We start from the raw sequence: 14,398 nt of genomic DNA, 5'->3' as shown, positions 1-14,398 counted from the left end.
GACAGCAAAGGTCCCTTGCTCTCTTTCCGCAGGTCAGCGCGGGTGGCGCTGGGGTTGCGGCTGCTGGTGGGACTGCGGCTGCGGAGGGCGACGCGGCACGATCTGCGTCACCGGGCCGTCCGGCGACTTGCCCGCGCGAGCGAGCCAGCCTTCGACGTCGCGCCGCACGGCGGTGAGCGTCGGACGACGGCGGGGCTCCTGGTCGAGCGACGCGATGAGGATCCGCGCGTGCGCGCTGCGGTTCGGCAGCTTCGACACCGGTTCGGCGCGGGCGGCGGCCATCAGCGCGGCCATCGGGGTCTCCCGGGTGCCTCGCGGAGGCTGGCCCGAGAGCGCGTAGCTGACCGTCGCGGCGAGCTGCCAGGCGTCCGAAGCCGGGCTGGCCGGTGAGCCCATCGCCTGCTCGGGGGCGACGAAGTCCGGCGTGCCGATCATCATCCCGGTCGCGGTCATCTTCGAGTCGCCCTGGCTGCGGGCGATGCCGAAGTCGATGAGGTGCGCGAGCCCGTTGCGGTCGAGGATGATGTTCGACGGCTTGAGGTCCCGGTGCAGCACACCCTTCTCGTGCGCCGCGGCGAGCGCGCCGGCCATGGTCGACCAGAGCCGTCCGGCGGCGATGTCGTCGAGCGGGCCCTGCGAGTCGACGATCTCGGCCAGCGAGCGCCCTTCGAGGTACTCCATGACCAGCGCGAGCCCGTCGGGTTCCTCGACGAGGTCGTACACCTTGACGCAGTTGGGGTGGTTCACCACGGCCAGCGCCCTGGCCTCGCGCTGCATGCGCTCTTCGGTGTCCCGGTCCGGCGCGTGCGCGATCTTCAGCGCGACCGTGCGGTTGAGCTGGGTGTCGATCGCTTCCCACACGGTGCCGAACCCACCGTGGCCGAGCCGCCGGACGCGCTTGTAGCGGCTGCCACCGGAGTTGCGGGAACCCGGGGGCGGCGGGATCGGGCCGGGGACCGCGGCCAGCGCGGGAGGTTCGGGCGCCTGTGCCAGCGCGGTCGCCGGGTACTGCTTGGCGGGCGGGGGCGGCAGCTGCGGCTGCGGTTTCGGGGCGGGCGGCTCCGGGCGGTACGGCTCGATCTTCTGCCGGGGCTGCGGGTCGGGCCGGTTGATCACCGACCACGGCGGCGGGCCGACGAGCGCGACCGGGATCAGGCCCAGCACGCTGAACGGCAGGAACCCGAGCCAGAAGTGCACGGCCGTGTTCGCGCCCATGCCGACACTTGCCAGCACCATCAGCACGAACGGGATCCAGAAGAACCGCGAGGGCCACTTCGGGCCGCGACGGAACGCGGTGCGCGCCTGCAGCATCACGAACAGCAGCGACAGCGCGGGCAGCCCGACCAGCAGGATCAGGTAGAAGATGTAACTGAGCTGCATCCCGTTCGGGTAGAACAGGACCTCGTACACGTTCTGGCCGCGACCGAGGTATTCGCTCTGCGCGCCGATCAGCGGGTTGTACTCGGCGTTGAAGGTCGCCAGGTCGCTGCTGGAGAAGCCGGACTTACCGCCCGATTCGGACGCGGCCTCCTGGTACGTCTGCGAAACCCCGGTGGCCAGCAGCCACGGCAGCAGGAAGACGGCGACGACGCCGATCCCGCCGAAGATGGACAGGGTCACCACGTCGTAGCGGTTGCCGGTGCCTTTGCGGATGATCGCGACGACCATCGCTCCCAGTGCGGGCAGCAGCGCGACCAGCGCTCCCGCGGTGCTCGTCGCCCACACCCAGTCCCCAGGCCAGATCCCTGGTCCGAACAGGCTGTGCGCGAACGAAAGCAGCGCGCTCGCTAGTCCCATGGACCCTGCTCCCCTCGCTCGTCGAGGCCGTTTCCGGCGGTTTTCCCCCTAGTCCAGCTTAGGACGCTCCATGCCCGCACAGGGTTGCCGGGTTGTCGCGGGCGTCTCCACGCCGTTACCACCGGGCATCGACCAGGCCGGAAGTCCATGATGGGTCCGGTACCCGAACGCGAAGGAGCATTCGATGCACGCCGAGTCGTACCAGCGGAGCCTCGAAGACCCGGAGGATTTCTGGCTCGAAGCCGCGCAGGCGATCGACTGGACCCGTCAGCCGACGCGGGCGCTCGACGCGTCGAAGGCGCCCTTCTATCGCTGGTTCCCGGACGGGGAGCTGAACACCGCGTTCAACGCGCTCGACCGGCACGTGCGGGACGGCCGCGGCGAGCGGACCGCGCTGATCTGGGATTCTCCCGTGACCGATTCGGTACGCCGGTTCACCTACTCGGAACTGCTGGACGACGTCGCGCGCTTCGCCGGCGCGCTCGCCTCGCTCGGCGTCGGGAAGGGCGACCGCGTCATCGTGTACATGCCGATGGTCCCCGAGGCCGCGGTCGCGATGCTGGCGTGCGCCCGGCTCGGCGCGGTGCACTCGGTCGTTTTCGGCGGCTTCGCGCCCAAGGAGCTCGCGGCGCGGATCGAGGACGCGAAACCCAAGGTCATCGTGGCCGCCTCGTGCGGAATCGAGCCGACGCGGATCGTCGAGTACAAGCCGATCATCGACGAGGCGCTCGCGGGCACCGTCCATCAACCGGACAAGGTCGTGGTGCTGCAGCGCGAGCGTGCTCGAGCCGAACTGGGCGAACGCGACGCCGACTGGACCGAACTCGTCGCGAAGGCCTCACCCGCCGACCCGGTACCGGTCGCGGCCACCGACCCGCTGTACATCCTGTACACCTCCGGCACGACGGGTAAGCCGAAGGGCGTCGTGCGCGATACGGGCGGGCATGCGGTCGCGCTGGCCTGGTCGATGGGCGCGATCTACGACATCCGGCCCGACGACGTCTGGTGGACGGCGTCCGACGTCGGCTGGGTCGTCGGCCATTCCTACATCGTGTACGCGCCGCTCCTCATCGGGGCGACCACGATCATGTACGAGGGCAAACCGACAAATACCCCGGACGCGGGCGCGTTCTGGCGGGTCATCGCCGACCACGGGGTGAAGGCGTTGTTCACCGCGCCGACGGCGTTGCGGGCGATCAAGAAGGTCGATCCGGACGCGACCGAAATCGGGAAATACCAGCTCGGCGGGTTCAAGACGTTGTTCATGGCCGGTGAACGGCTCGATCCGGAGACCTATCACTGGGCGCACGGCAAACTCGGCGTGCCGGTGATCGATCACTGGTGGCAGACCGAGACCGGCTGGCCGATCGCGGCGAATCCGCGCGGGCTGGAGCCGATGCCGGTCAAACCCGGTTCCGCGACGAAACCGGTGCCGGGCTGGGACGTGCGGATCCTGGACCAGGCCGGCGACCCACTCCCCGCCGGGCGGGAAGGCGCCATCGCCATCAAGCTGCCGCTCCCGCCGGGATCGCTGCCCACGTTGTGGCAGGACGACGAGCGGTATCGCGAGGCGTACCTTTCGCGGTACGAAGGCCACTACCTGACGGGTGACTCCGGATACGTCGACGAAGACGGCTACTTGTTCGTCATGGGCCGCACCGACGACGTCATCAACGTCGCGGGCCACCGGCTTTCGACCGGCTCGATGGAGGCCGTGCTGGCATCGCACCCCGCCGTCGCCGAATGCGCGGTGATCGGGGTCCGGGACCAGCTGAAGGGGCAGCTTCCGCGTGGTTTCGTGGTGCTGAAATCGGGCACCGACGTCGGCGCGGAAACGCTCAAGGCCGAGTTGGTCGCGCTGGTACGCCGTGACATCGGCCCGGTCGCGGCGTTCCGTGACGTGTCCATTGTGGACGCGTTGCCGAAGACGCGGTCCGGGAAGATCCTGCGCAAGACCATGCGCGGGATCGCCGACGGCCGCGACGAGCAGGTGCCTTCGACGATCGAAGACGCGAGTGTTCTCGATGCCCTGAAAGCGGTTCTGCGCGGCGAGTGACCGGTGATCGGTACGGCGTACTGGTCCGATCGGGTGTTGTCGTGTTTGCCCTATTGGTCTATACCTTCTCGGGGAAGAGAGTCTCCAGTTATCCGACCGGAGGTGCTCCATGAGTAAACGCCTGTCCAGAACCGTGCTCGGCGTGGCGGTCCTGAGTCTCGTGACGCTCGGCCTGCCCGCGACGGCGAGCGCCGGGCAGCACGCGAAAGCGGAACGGACCGTCACCGACGTCGTCCCCGCGCCCGTCGACGCGAAGCCCGATCCTCGCGCGAACTTCCGGCTCAATCCCGCCACCGTCATCCGCACCGACCGCGAAGGCAAGCAGGTCGCCGAGTACCTGGCAGGCCTGCTCCGGCCCGCCACCGGCTACCGGTTGCCCGTCGTCAGCGGTCACCGTGGCGGCGGCCCCGCCATCTCGCTCGAGACCGGCCACGCGAGCAGCCGCTTGGGCACCGAGGGCTACCAGCTCAAGGTCTCCTCGTCCGGCGTAACGCTGAAGGCGAACACCGACGAGGGCCTGTTCCTCGGAGTGCAGACACTGCGCCAGCTGTTCCCCTCGGCTATCGAGGCGAAGACCGTCCAGAAGCGGTCATGGGTGGTTTCGGGCGGCACGGTGCTCGACTACCCGCGCTTCGGCTACCGCGGCGCGATGCTCGACGTCGCCCGCCACTTCTTCACGCCGGCGCAGGTCAAGCTCTACATCGACCAGATCGCGCAGTACAAGATCAACACCCTCCACCTGCACCTGACCGACGACCAGGGCTGGCGGATCGAGATCAAGAGCTGGCCGAAGCTGGCGACCGTGGGCGGCCAGACGGCCGTCGGCGGCGCTCCCGGCGGCTACTACACGCAAGAGCAGTACAAGGACCTGGTGCGCTACGCGGCTTCGCGGCACATCACGATCGTTCCCGAGATCGACATGCCGGGGCACACCAACGCGGCGCAGCACTCCTACGCCGAGCTGAACTGTGACGGCAAGGCGGTGCCGCCGCGCACGGACATCGAGGTCGGCTACAGCTCGCTGTGCATCGGCAAGGACATCACCTACAAGTTCGTCGACGACGTCATCCGCGAACTGTCGGCGATCACCCCCGGCAAGTACATCAACATCGGTGGCGACGAAGCCCACTCGACCACGCCGGAGGACTACCAGACCTTCGCCACGAAGGTGCATCCGATCGTCGCGAAGTACGGCAAGACGATCACCGGCTGGCACGACATCGCCAAGACGAAACCGCCGGTTTCGGCCGTTCCGCAGTTCTGGGGCACGACCGGCACGGACGCCCACGTGGCCGAAGCGGCGGCGCGCGGCAACAAGATCCTGATGTCGCCCGCGAACAAGGCGTACCTGGACATGAAGTACCACCCGCAGACGCCGCTCGGGCTGAGCTGGGCCGGGCTGATCGAGGTCAAGACCGGTTACGACTGGGATCCGGCCACGTATCTGCAGGGTGTGCCGGAGAAGAACGTCATCGGCGTCGAGGCCCCGCTGTGGTCGGAAACGCTGATCACCAGTGACCACATCGAATTCATGGCGTTCCCGAGGCTGCCGGGCTACGCCGAGATCGGCTGGTCACCGAAGGAATCCCGGACCTGGGACGCCTACCGGCTCCGGCTGGCGAAGCAGAGCCCGCGCTGGGTTCAGCAGGGCATCGACTTCTACCGGTCCACGCAGGTTGACTGGAAGTAGCGCGCCAGGAAAGGTCCCTTCCTGGCAAATTTTGCGAGGAAGGGACCTTTCATTGCATGGCCGCGGCGTCGAGGCGAGCGGTGATGGCGGCCCGGGCCAGCGCGTAGGGCTCCGCGTCCCCGAACATCACCGAGTCGGCGTTCGCGGCCCGCCCGAGCGCGTTCAGTTCGAACGCCAGCCGGTTCACGTCGACGGACTCCCGCAGGTGCCCCGCCTTCCGCGCCTCGACGACGGTGGACCGGATGAACTGGGCGAAGGCGCGGCTCGCGTTCGCGACCGCGTCGTGGACCCTGCCGGTCCGCGCGTCGAACTCGGCGCCGGTGTTGAAGAAGAAACAGCCGCCCGGGAACACCCGGCGTTCCGAGTAGTCAAGCCAGTTCGCGCACAGCGCGCGCAACCGCGCGATCCCCTGCTCGACGCGCAGTGTCGGCTCGACGACGTTCTCCGCGAAGATCGCGCTCGCCGTCTCGACCGCCGCGAGCTGCAGTTCCTCCTTGGAACCGAACAACGCGAACACCCCGGATTTGCTCAATTCCAGTTCGGTGGCGAGCCTGCCGAGGGACAACCCGTCGAGCCCTTCGACGGACGCGATGTCGACGGCGCGCCGGAGCACGATCCGCCTCGTCGCGTCACCGCGGGCCACCCGGCCGTCAACCGGCATTCCGTTCCTCTCGCCGCCTCTTCGCCGATTCCAGGCCGTCACGGTACTGCCGGGAAAGCGCCGGCGCCGCGAGCACCCGGTCCAGCAGCGACCAGTACGCGTCGCGGCGGTCGCCCTCCAGCTGGGCGACGTTGGTGAACGACGCGACGTAGACCTCGGCGATCGTCGGATTCACCGGATCGCGTTCTTCGAGCGTCATGCGCCCCGAAGTGGGCACCTCGCCCGTCCGGAGCACCCGCAGGTACCAGCCGCTGCGCCCGGAATCGATCATGGCCGGGATGACGTCCTTGCGCCCGGTCTTCATCGCGAGCTTGAAGCACGGCGTGCGCGGCTGCGACACCTGGACCAGCGCGTCTCCCCAAGCCCAGACGTCACCGACGCGCACGTCGTACTCATCGGCACCCGTCACCGACACGTTCTCCCCGAAGTCGCCCGCGACCACCGGGAAGCCCTGCTCGGCCCAGGCCGCGTAGTGCGTCGCCGGGTAGACGTAAACCGCTTTGTCGACACCGCCATGGACGGTCCGATCCGCTTGGTCGTCGCCGGCCAGGTTGATCTCGTCCAGCTTCAGGGACTGCGCTTCCGCCCGCGACTTCGCGATGGCGCTGTACACCGGGACGTCACGCTTGACCCCCAGCACCGACGGCCGCCCGACGAAGACCTCGTTCACTTCGAGAGTGCTCACACCCTAGAAGATAGCACGATCGTTCGTATACATTGCGGCCATGGATCCCATCACGCTCACGACAAGGGCGCATCGCGCCGCCGGGACCACGATCGCCGGAATCGGCGCGGACGACTGGGACCGCTCGACCCCCTGCGCCGAGTGGACCGTCCGCGACATCGTGAAACACCTGATCGAGGGGCACGATTCCCGCACCGCGCAGGCGACCGGCCACCCGATGAAGACCCGGCCGTCGGCCGACGACGACCTCGCCAGGTCCTACGAAGAGAGTTCCGCCGAGTTCCTCGCGGCCTTCGATTCCCAAGCGCTGGAGAAGACCTTCGACTTCGGGAACTTCGGCCCGCTCCTGGGAAAGAACGTCTTGGCCGTGCTGTTCGTCGACACCCTCACCCACGACTGGGACCTCAATACCGCCCTGGGCCGTGAACACCACTGGGACGACGAACTCGCGACGGCCGCGTTGAAGGTGGCGAGCCGCTACCCCGACGTGATGCCGGTACGCGGGCCCGGCGGCGCCTTCGACCACGCTGTCGAGGCACCGCCGGACGCCGGACCGGGCGCACGGCTCATCGCGTTGCTGGGCCGTTCAGCCCAGCCGACTCCTCGTCGCTGAACAAGCGGGACCGGACCAGGAAACGGACCCCTTCGGGCGCCTCCAAGGAGAAGCCGCTCCCCCGGCCCGGAACTACGTCGATGGTCAGATGCGTGTGCTTCCAGTACTCGAACTGAGGGCCCGACATCCACACCGGAACGTCGTCGACGCCCTCGACGCTCAGGTCGCCAAGGTGGACGTCGGACGCCCCGGTGCGGAATTCGCCCGCCGGGTAGCACATCGGGGCGCTCCCGTCGCAGCATCCGCCGGACTGGTGGAACATCACCGGCCCGTGGTGAGACACCAGCCGCCGCAGCAGATCCGCGGCGGCCGGTGTCAAGCCGACCCGCTCGACCATCAGAAGAACCCGAGCGCACTGTCCGAATAGGACACCAGCATGTTCTTGGTCTGCTGGTAGTGGTCGAGCATCATCTTGTGGTTCTCGCGCCCGATCCCGGACGCCTTGTAGCCGCCGAAGGCCGCGTGCGCCGGGTACGCGTGGTAGTTGTTGACCCACACCCGGCCCGCCTGGATGTCGCGGCCGGCGCGGTAGGCGGTGTTGCCGTCGCGCGACCAGACACCGGCGCCGAGGCCGTACAGCGTGTCGTTGGCGATCTTCAACGCGTCGGCGTAATCGTCGAACTTCGCCACCGAGACGACCGGGCCGAAGATCTCCTCCTGGAAGATCCGCATCTTGTTGTCGCCCTCGAAGACCGTCGGCTGCACGTAGTAGCCGCCGGACAGTTCGCCGCCGAGGTCGCTGCGCTCGCCACCGGTGAGGATCTTCGCGCCTTCCTTCTGCCCGATGTCGATGTAGGAAAGGATCTTCTCCAGCTGGTCATTGGAGGCCTGCGCGCCGATCTGCGTCTCGGTGTCGAGCGGGTGACCCTGTTTGATCTTCTTGACCCGCTCGACGGCGTCGCCGAGGAACCGGTCGTAGATACCGGACTGGATCAGTGCCCGCGACGGGCAGGTGCAGACCTCGCCCTGGTTCAGCGCGAAGAGCGCGAACCCTTCCTGCGCCTTGTCGTAGAACGCGTCGTTGGCCGCGGCGACGTCGTCGAAGAAGATGTTCGGGCTCTTGCCGCCGAGTTCGACGGTGACCGGGATGATGTTCTCGCTGGCGTACTGCAGGATCAGCCGTCCGGTGGTGGTCTCGCCGGTGAAGGCGACCTTCCGTACGCGGTTGCTCGACGCGAGCGGCTTGCCCGCCTCGACGCCGAAGCCGTTGACGATGTTCAGCACGCCCGGCGGGATCAGATCGCCGATGAGCGACATCAGCAGGTGGATCGACGCCGGGGTCTGCTCGGCGGGTTTGAGCACGATCGCGTTGCCCGCGGCGAGCGCGGGCGCGAGCTTCCAGACCGCCATCAGCAGCGGGAAGTTCCACGGGATGATCTGGCCGACGACGCCGAGCGGCTCGTGGAAGTGGTAGGCGACGGTGTTGTCGTCGAGCTGGGAGATGCCGCCCTCCTGGGCGCGCAGTGCGCCGGCGAAGTAGCGGAAGTGGTCGATCGCGAGGGGGATGTCGGCGGCGAGGGTCTCGCGGACCGGTTTGCCGTTCTCCCACGATTCGGCGACGGCGATCGCCTCGAGGTTCTGTTCCATCCGGTCGGCGATCCGGAGCAGCACGTTCGACCGCTCGTCCACCGACGTCCGGCCCCAGGCCGCGGCCGCGCCTTCGGCCGCGTCGAGCGCGCGGTCGACGTCGGCGGCGGTGCCGCGGGCGACCTCGGTGAACACCTGTCCGGTCACCGGGGTGGGGTTCTCGAAGTACTGACCGCTCGCGGGCGGTACGTACTCGCCTCCGATGTAGTGGTCGTAGCGCGACTCGTAGCTGACGACGCTGCCTTCGGTGTTCGGTGCCGCGTACTTGGCCATCTTTCCTGCCTCATCGCTAGGGGTGACGGATGACGGCGAAGCTAGGGCGGGTGAGGTTGCACGCACGTTGCAACGAAGTGAGCGCGGTCACCTACTCTCGGAAACGTGGCGGAGCTGCCCGGAGGTGAAGCGTCGCCGCGTGACCCTCAGGCGTACGCGCGGCTGCTGAAGGACGTCCACGACGCCGTCCTCTCCGGTGTTCCCGCGCCGCGTTCCCCCAGGTCGATCGTGTCGGCTTCGTGGAATCGCTCGCTCGCCGCGCGCGTCGACCCGGACAAGGGCGTCGCGCCGCTGGTCTACGATTCCGGTGAGGTGAGCGGCCTGCGGGACGAGCATCCGCTGGCGCCGGTGCTGCCGATCCTGCGGCAGACGCTGGTGAGCATCGCCGACGACGCCGAGCACATGATGATCGTGACCGACGCGGCCGGGCACATCCTGTGGCGCGAGGGGGCAGCGGACGTGCTGCGGCGCGCGGACGGTGTGATGCTCGCCGAGGGCACCCGATGGAGTGAAGACGTCATCGGGACGAACGCGATGGGCACCACGCTCGCCACCGGGGAACCGGTGCAGATCTACTCGGCCGAGCACCTGGTGCGCACCTATCACGGCTGGACCTGCGCGGCCGCGCCCGTGCGCGATCCGGAGACCGGCGCGCTGCTCGGGTCGATCGACGTCAGCGGCCCGCTGCGGACGGTCCACCCCGCGATGCTCGCGCTGGTCACGGCGGCCGCGCAGCTCGCCGAGGGCCAGTTGCGGGCCCGGCTCGCGATGCGCGATGAGCGGTTGCGCGCCGCGAACATGACCCATCTGGAGGCGTTGCGCGGCGCGCCAGGTGCCCTGCTTTCGGCGAAGGGACGCGTGCTGGCGGCCGAAGCCTGCGGCGATCTTCCCTCCACTGTGGACATCCGGCCCGGCGGCGGCGCGGTCACCCTGCCCGACGGACGGCTCGGCACGGTGGAGCCGTTGAGCGAGGGTTACCTGCTGCGCTTGCGGAACCGGGGACCGTCGAGGCGTCCGCGGCTCGCGCTGGAGTTCCTCACCGACGGGCCGCCATCGACCACAGTGGACGGTCGCGAGGTGCCGTTCACGCTGCGGCACGCGGAGATCCTCACGCTGCTCGCCCTGTACCCCGGCGGCCTTTCGGCGGAGCGGCTGGCCCTGCTGCTCTACGGCGAGAGCGGCAATCCGGTGACCGTTCGCGCGGAGATCCACCGGCTGCGGACGCAACTCGGGTCCGACATCGTGCAGACGCGGCCGTACCGGCTTTCCGCCGAGGTCGACGCCGACTTCCTGCGTGTCCGCGCGGCGCTCAAACGGGGCGACGTCGCCGGGGCCGCGAACGCGTTCCGCGGTCCGCTACTGCCCGAATCGGAGTCGCCGGCCGTGCGCGAAGAGCGCGAGTCGGTCACCGCGTCGGTCCGCCGGGTCGTGCTCGGCAGCGGGGACGCGGCGGCGCTGTGGTCGTACTGGGAGACCCTCAGCGGAGCCGACGACCTGGAGATCGTCGACGCGCTCTGCCGGGTCCTCCCGGACGGCGATCCCCGGCGCGCTGTCGCCTTCACCCATCGAGCCCGCGTTCTGTCCGGGCGTACTTGACGGCTGCTTGCTCGATCCGGTCGCGCCGGGCTTCCCAGAAGGCCTCGTCGCGCTGCCCGGTGGCCGCCTCGGTCGAGCCGTCCAGTTGTTCGCGCAGGATGTCGGCGTGCCCGGCGTGACGGCTGGTCTCGGTGAGCATGTGGACCAGGACGGCGAACAGCGTCACCCTTGGTCGCGGCCACCAGGGCACGTGACCGGGCGCGTCAAGGGCCAGAGCCGCGATAGTCGCGTCGGAGTGCGCCCAGGCACGCCGGTAGCGGTCGGCGATCTCCTCACGGGTCTCGTGCTCGGTGGCCCACAGGTCGGTGCCGCGTTGCCCGAGGTCGTCCCAGCGGGACAGGGGCTCGGGGCACGGCCGGTCGAAGACCTCGCCGAAGTACCGGGACTCCCAGAGCGCCAGGTGCTTCACCAAGCCGAGGAGGTTGGTTCCGGTCCGGGTCAGGGGACGGCGGATCTCGTACTCGCCCAGCCCGTCGAGCTTCCGGAGCAACACCTGGCGGACCTCTCGCAGTTCGCTGTGCAAGCACTCTTTCGCGACGTCGTCGATCATGACCCGAGCCTGCCAGGCCAGGGCGGAGTAGACAGCGTCTACATCAGTTTGATAGACAGTGTCCACAAGGTGAACTCGTGGTTACGGAGATCTGGATGGGCTACCAACGTTTCGTCGCGCTCGGCGACAGCTGCGCCGAAGGGCTGGCCGATCCCCATCCGTCGGGCGGCTTCTACCGCGGCTGGGCCGACTTCGTCGCGGCACGCCTCGCCGACGAAGAGCCCGGTTTCCGCTACGCCAATCTCGCGGTCCGCGGCCGCAGGCTCGACCAGATCTACGCCGAACAGACCCCGGCGGCGAGCAGGCTCCAGCCGGATCTGATCGCCTTGTTCGGCGGCGGCAACGACGTGATGAGCCGAGGCTGGGACGCGCGCTCGGTCGCCCGCCGGGTCGACACGGCCATCCGTGCCTGCACCGAGATCGCGCCGGTGGTCGTCACCTTCACCCTCAGCGACATCTCCCATCGCATGCCGATGGGCCACCGCATGCGCCCCCGCCTCACCGCGCTGAACGACGCCGTCCGCGAGGCGTCCGTCAGCTACGGCGCGACCCTCGTCGACCTCTGGCCGGACGACGCCGCGCACGATTCCCGCTACTTCGGCCCGGATCGGCTGCACCTGTCCGAGCAAGGCCATCGACGCCTGGCCGGGCACGTCCTCGGCAGGCTCGGCGTCTCCCACGACCCGGCCTGGCTCGCCCCGCTGCCCGGATCGGCGGGACGCCCCGGGCTGCGCGCGGATCTGCGGTGGCTGACGCGAGAGGTCCTCCCGGCGGCGGTCAGCCGGTTCCGCAACCGGCTCATCGGCCGTCAGCCGGGCGACGGTTTCCTGCCGAAGCGCCCCGAGCTCCTGCCCGTCCACGAGGAGACCCGGTCGTGGGCGCCCGAACCCGCCTGATCGACACCGCGGCGAACCTGCTGGCCGAAGAAGGTGTCGGCGCCGTGACGCTGCGCGGGATCGCCAAGGCCGCCGGCGTATCGCATGGTGCGCCGCTGCGGCATTTCCCCGGCCGCGCGGCACTGCTCTCGGCGGTCGCCACTCGCGGCTACACCGATCTGCTCGATCGCGGCACCGGCCTGCCGGACGGGACACCGCGCGAACGGCTCATCGCGGCCTGCCACGGCTACCTCGATTTCGCGCTGGCCAACCCGGCGATGTTCGAGCTGATGTTCCGCCGCGACCTCATCGACGCGGACGATCCCGAACTCACGCGGGTCAGCAGCGCGGTGTTCGACTTCTTCGCCGCGATGGTCGCCGAACTGCAGGAAGGCGGCTGGCATCCCGCGACCGATCCGCGGCTGCTCGCGTCCTCGCTGTGGGCGTCGCTGCACGGCCTCGCCCAGCTGTGGCTCTGGGGCGGGCTGGCGGGCGCGAGCTTCGCGCCCTCACCGGAAAGGGCGCTGGCCGTCACCCTCGACGCCTATCTGGGCTGAACCGGGAAGTCCTTGCCCAGTAGGGATTTCGCGGCATGCCAGCCGCCCATCCCATGCACACCGGGCCCCGGCGCCGTCGCCGCCGAACACAGGAAGACACCGCCGAGCGGGGTCCGATGCGGATTCCACCGGGCGACCGGGCGTCCGAGCACCTGCCGCAGATCCACCGCGCCGGCGGCGACATCGCCGCCGGGATAGTTCGCGTTGTACGCCTCGAGTTCCGGCGCGGTGAGACAGCGGCTCGCCAGGACCGTGTCGGAGAATCCGGGCGCGAACCGTTCGATCCGCCGCCGGACCAGCTCCGTGGCGTCTCGCGGATCCCCTTGCGGCACATGGCAATACGCCCACACCGGCCGCTTGCCCGGCAGCCCGCGGGACGGGTCGAGCGCCATCGGATCCGACACGAGCACGAACCGGTCGTCCGGATCTTCCCCGCGCGCGACGGCGTTTTCGGCGGCGTACACCTCGTCCCGCGTGCCTCCGAGATGGACGGTGCCCGCCTTGCCGACCTCCGGCACCGCCCACGGAACCGGTTCGGAAACCAGGAAATCCACCTTCGCCACGCCTGGTCCGTAGCGGTAGGACTCCAGCGCCTTCCGGTATCTCGGCGGCAGCAGATCGCGCGCGATTTCCAGGAAACCGCGCGGGGCGACGTCGAGGATCACCGTGCGCGACGTCGCGAGTTGCCGCAGATCGGTGATCCGGCTGCCGGTGTGGATCCGCCCGCCCCGCGCGCGGATATCGGCGGCGAGCGCCTCGGTGATGGCCTGGCTGCCGCCGCGGGCGATCGGCCAGCCGGTCGAGTGCGCCAAGTGGCCGAGCAGGAGAGTCGCGCCTGCCGCCGCGAGCGAAGGTTGACGGCCCATCACGTGCGCGGAGACTCCGGCGAGGAGGGCGGGCGCTTCCGGGCCGGTGAACAGGCGGCGTTCCAGACCGGCGGCGAGCATCGCGATCCTGGCCGGGAGAAGGGCGGCGATCCGAGGATCGCGGGGAGGACGGCGAAGGTCCCCGAGCAGGATTTCGGCCAGCTCGCGGCTGTGTTCGGCCAGCGGCCCCAGCAGGCGGCGCCACCGGGGGCCGTCCGCGCCGAGTGCGTCACAGGTCCGGTCGAGATCTTCGTAAGCGAGCCCGGCCCGGCCACCGTCCAGAGGATGCGCGTACGCGATCTCCGGCCGCAGGAGATCGACGCCGTGCGCGGCGAGATCGAACCAGCGGAAGAACGGGGACGCCGCGGCCAGCGGATGCCCGGTGGCGCAGATATCGTGCCGGACTTCGTCTTCGAACAGCGAAGCCGTGCGCGTCCCGCCGCCGATCTCCTCCGCCGCCTCGTGTACTTCGACCGTCAGCCCCGCTCTGACCAGCAGGACCGCGGCCGCGAGCCCGTTCGGGCCGGAACCGACCACCGACACGTCGACCGCCATAGTGCCCCCTTGCCGGGATCGGCGACAGCTCACCCGA

13 protein-coding genes are annotated in these 14,398 nt (G+C 69.4%); 6 read left to right on the top strand and 7 right to left on the bottom strand.

All coding sequences use genetic code 11. The annotated features are described in order from the left end of the window. Positions 1-33: 33 nt before the first annotated feature. The gene (locus tag AC0685_RS11830; protein WP_478225493.1) at positions 34-1,797 is read right to left on the bottom strand and encodes a serine/threonine-protein kinase; all 1,764 of its coding nucleotides are present in this window, start codon (positions 1,795-1,797) and stop codon (positions 34-36) included. A 184-nt stretch (positions 1,798-1,981) separates the two neighbouring features. On the opposite strand from AC0685_RS11830, the gene AC0685_RS11825 reads away from it, so the two are divergent. After that, positions 1,982-3,853 carry a propionyl-CoA synthetase gene (locus AC0685_RS11825; RefSeq protein ID WP_478225492.1) on the top strand — a complete coding sequence of 624 codons (1,872 nt, stop codon included), beginning with the start codon at positions 1,982-1,984 and terminating at the stop codon, positions 3,851-3,853. Between the two features lie 109 nt (positions 3,854-3,962). After that, complete coding sequence (locus tag AC0685_RS11820; RefSeq protein ID WP_478225491.1) at positions 3,963-5,543, top strand: beta-N-acetylhexosaminidase; 1,581 nt, start codon at positions 3,963-3,965, stop codon at positions 5,541-5,543. A gap of 49 nt (positions 5,544-5,592) precedes the next feature. Here the strand turns inward: AC0685_RS11820 and AC0685_RS11815 are convergent, their stop codons facing one another. Together AC0685_RS11815 and AC0685_RS11810 are read right to left on the bottom strand one after the other, a co-directional pair. Beyond that, complete coding sequence (locus tag AC0685_RS11815) at positions 5,593-6,204, bottom strand: TetR/AcrR family transcriptional regulator (RefSeq protein WP_478225490.1); 612 nt, start codon at positions 6,202-6,204, stop codon at positions 5,593-5,595. After that, positions 6,194-6,889, bottom strand: coding sequence for an MOSC domain-containing protein (locus AC0685_RS11810; RefSeq protein WP_478225489.1), 696 nt, complete (start codon positions 6,887-6,889; stop codon positions 6,194-6,196). The genes AC0685_RS11815 and AC0685_RS11810 overlap by 11 nt, the downstream gene beginning before the upstream one ends. A gap of 40 nt (positions 6,890-6,929) precedes the next feature. Here AC0685_RS11810 and AC0685_RS11805 point away from each other — a divergent pair, with 40 nt between their 5' ends. Further along, positions 6,930-7,502: a TIGR03086 family metal-binding protein gene (locus AC0685_RS11805; RefSeq protein ID WP_478225488.1), complete on the top strand. Its 573-nt coding sequence runs from the start codon at positions 6,930-6,932 to the stop codon at positions 7,500-7,502. Here AC0685_RS11805 and AC0685_RS11800 read toward each other — a convergent pair. Both AC0685_RS11800 and exaC read right to left on the bottom strand, forming a co-directional pair. Beyond that, positions 7,456-7,839: a DUF779 domain-containing protein gene (locus tag AC0685_RS11800; RefSeq protein ID WP_478225487.1), complete on the bottom strand. Its 384-nt coding sequence runs from the start codon at positions 7,837-7,839 to the stop codon at positions 7,456-7,458. The two genes, AC0685_RS11805 and AC0685_RS11800, sit on opposite strands and share 47 nt — an antisense overlap. Continuing rightward, positions 7,839-9,362, bottom strand: a complete 1,524-nt coding sequence (exaC, locus tag AC0685_RS11795) for an acetaldehyde dehydrogenase ExaC (RefSeq protein ID WP_478225486.1) — start codon at positions 9,360-9,362, stop codon at positions 7,839-7,841. Before exaC ends, AC0685_RS11800 begins: the two co-directional genes overlap by 1 nt. A 105-nt stretch (positions 9,363-9,467) precedes the next feature. Between exaC and AC0685_RS11790 the strand changes: the two genes are divergently transcribed. After that, the gene (locus AC0685_RS11790) at positions 9,468-10,958 is read left to right on the top strand and encodes a GAF domain-containing protein (RefSeq protein ID WP_478225485.1); all 1,491 of its coding nucleotides are present in this window, start codon (positions 9,468-9,470) and stop codon (positions 10,956-10,958) included. On the opposite strand, the gene AC0685_RS11785 is transcribed toward AC0685_RS11790, so the two are convergent. Beyond that, positions 10,921-11,508 (bottom strand): DinB family protein, encoded by a 588-nt coding sequence (locus AC0685_RS11785; RefSeq protein WP_478225484.1) that lies wholly within the window; start codon positions 11,506-11,508, stop codon positions 10,921-10,923. The genes AC0685_RS11790 and AC0685_RS11785 overlap by 38 nt on opposite strands. 95 nt (positions 11,509-11,603) lie before the next feature. On the opposite strand from AC0685_RS11785, the gene AC0685_RS11780 reads away from it, so the two are divergent. Next, positions 11,604-12,404, top strand: a complete 801-nt coding sequence (locus tag AC0685_RS11780; RefSeq protein ID WP_478225550.1) for an SGNH/GDSL hydrolase family protein — start codon at positions 11,604-11,606, stop codon at positions 12,402-12,404. Beyond that, entirely contained in the window at positions 12,383-12,940 is a 558-nt protein-coding gene (locus AC0685_RS11775) for a TetR/AcrR family transcriptional regulator (protein ID WP_478225483.1), read from the top strand. The genes AC0685_RS11780 and AC0685_RS11775 overlap by 22 nt, the downstream gene beginning before the upstream one ends. Here the strand turns inward: AC0685_RS11775 and AC0685_RS11770 are convergent. After that, positions 12,928-14,361, bottom strand: a complete 1,434-nt coding sequence (locus AC0685_RS11770; RefSeq protein ID WP_478225482.1) for a phytoene desaturase family protein — start codon at positions 14,359-14,361, stop codon at positions 12,928-12,930. The two genes, AC0685_RS11775 and AC0685_RS11770, sit on opposite strands and share 13 nt — an antisense overlap. Between the last annotated feature and the right edge of the window lie 37 nt (positions 14,362-14,398).

This window comes from Amycolatopsis sp. NPDC043889 (assembly GCF_056435645.1).
This window is presented reverse-complemented; position numbering and strand designations above follow the sequence as displayed.

Excerpts from the sequence above, each read along its gene's own strand:
- AC0685_RS11780 (WP_478225550.1), top strand. The coding sequence starts at position 11,604 with ATGGGCTACCAACGTTTCGTCGCGCTCGGCGACAGCTGCGCCGAAGGG.
- AC0685_RS11820 (WP_478225491.1), top strand. The coding sequence starts at position 3,963 with ATGAGTAAACGCCTGTCCAGAACCGTGCTCGGCGTGGCGGTCCTGAGT.
- AC0685_RS11785 (WP_478225484.1), bottom strand. The coding sequence starts at position 11,508 with ATGATCGACGACGTCGCGAAAGAGTGCTTGCACAGCGAACTGCGAGAG.
- AC0685_RS11805 (WP_478225488.1), top strand. The coding sequence starts at position 6,930 with ATGGATCCCATCACGCTCACGACAAGGGCGCATCGCGCCGCCGGGACC.
- AC0685_RS11800 (WP_478225487.1), bottom strand. The coding sequence starts at position 7,839 with ATGGTCGAGCGGGTCGGCTTGACACCGGCCGCCGCGGATCTGCTGCGG.
- AC0685_RS11830 (WP_478225493.1), bottom strand. The coding sequence starts at position 1,797 with ATGGGACTAGCGAGCGCGCTGCTTTCGTTCGCGCACAGCCTGTTCGGA.
- AC0685_RS11825 (WP_478225492.1), top strand. The coding sequence starts at position 1,982 with ATGCACGCCGAGTCGTACCAGCGGAGCCTCGAAGACCCGGAGGATTTC.
- AC0685_RS11815 (WP_478225490.1), bottom strand. The coding sequence starts at position 6,204 with ATGCCGGTTGACGGCCGGGTGGCCCGCGGTGACGCGACGAGGCGGATC.
- exaC (WP_478225486.1), bottom strand. The coding sequence starts at position 9,362 with ATGGCCAAGTACGCGGCACCGAACACCGAAGGCAGCGTCGTCAGCTAC.
- AC0685_RS11770 (WP_478225482.1), bottom strand. The coding sequence starts at position 14,361 with ATGGCGGTCGACGTGTCGGTGGTCGGTTCCGGCCCGAACGGGCTCGCG.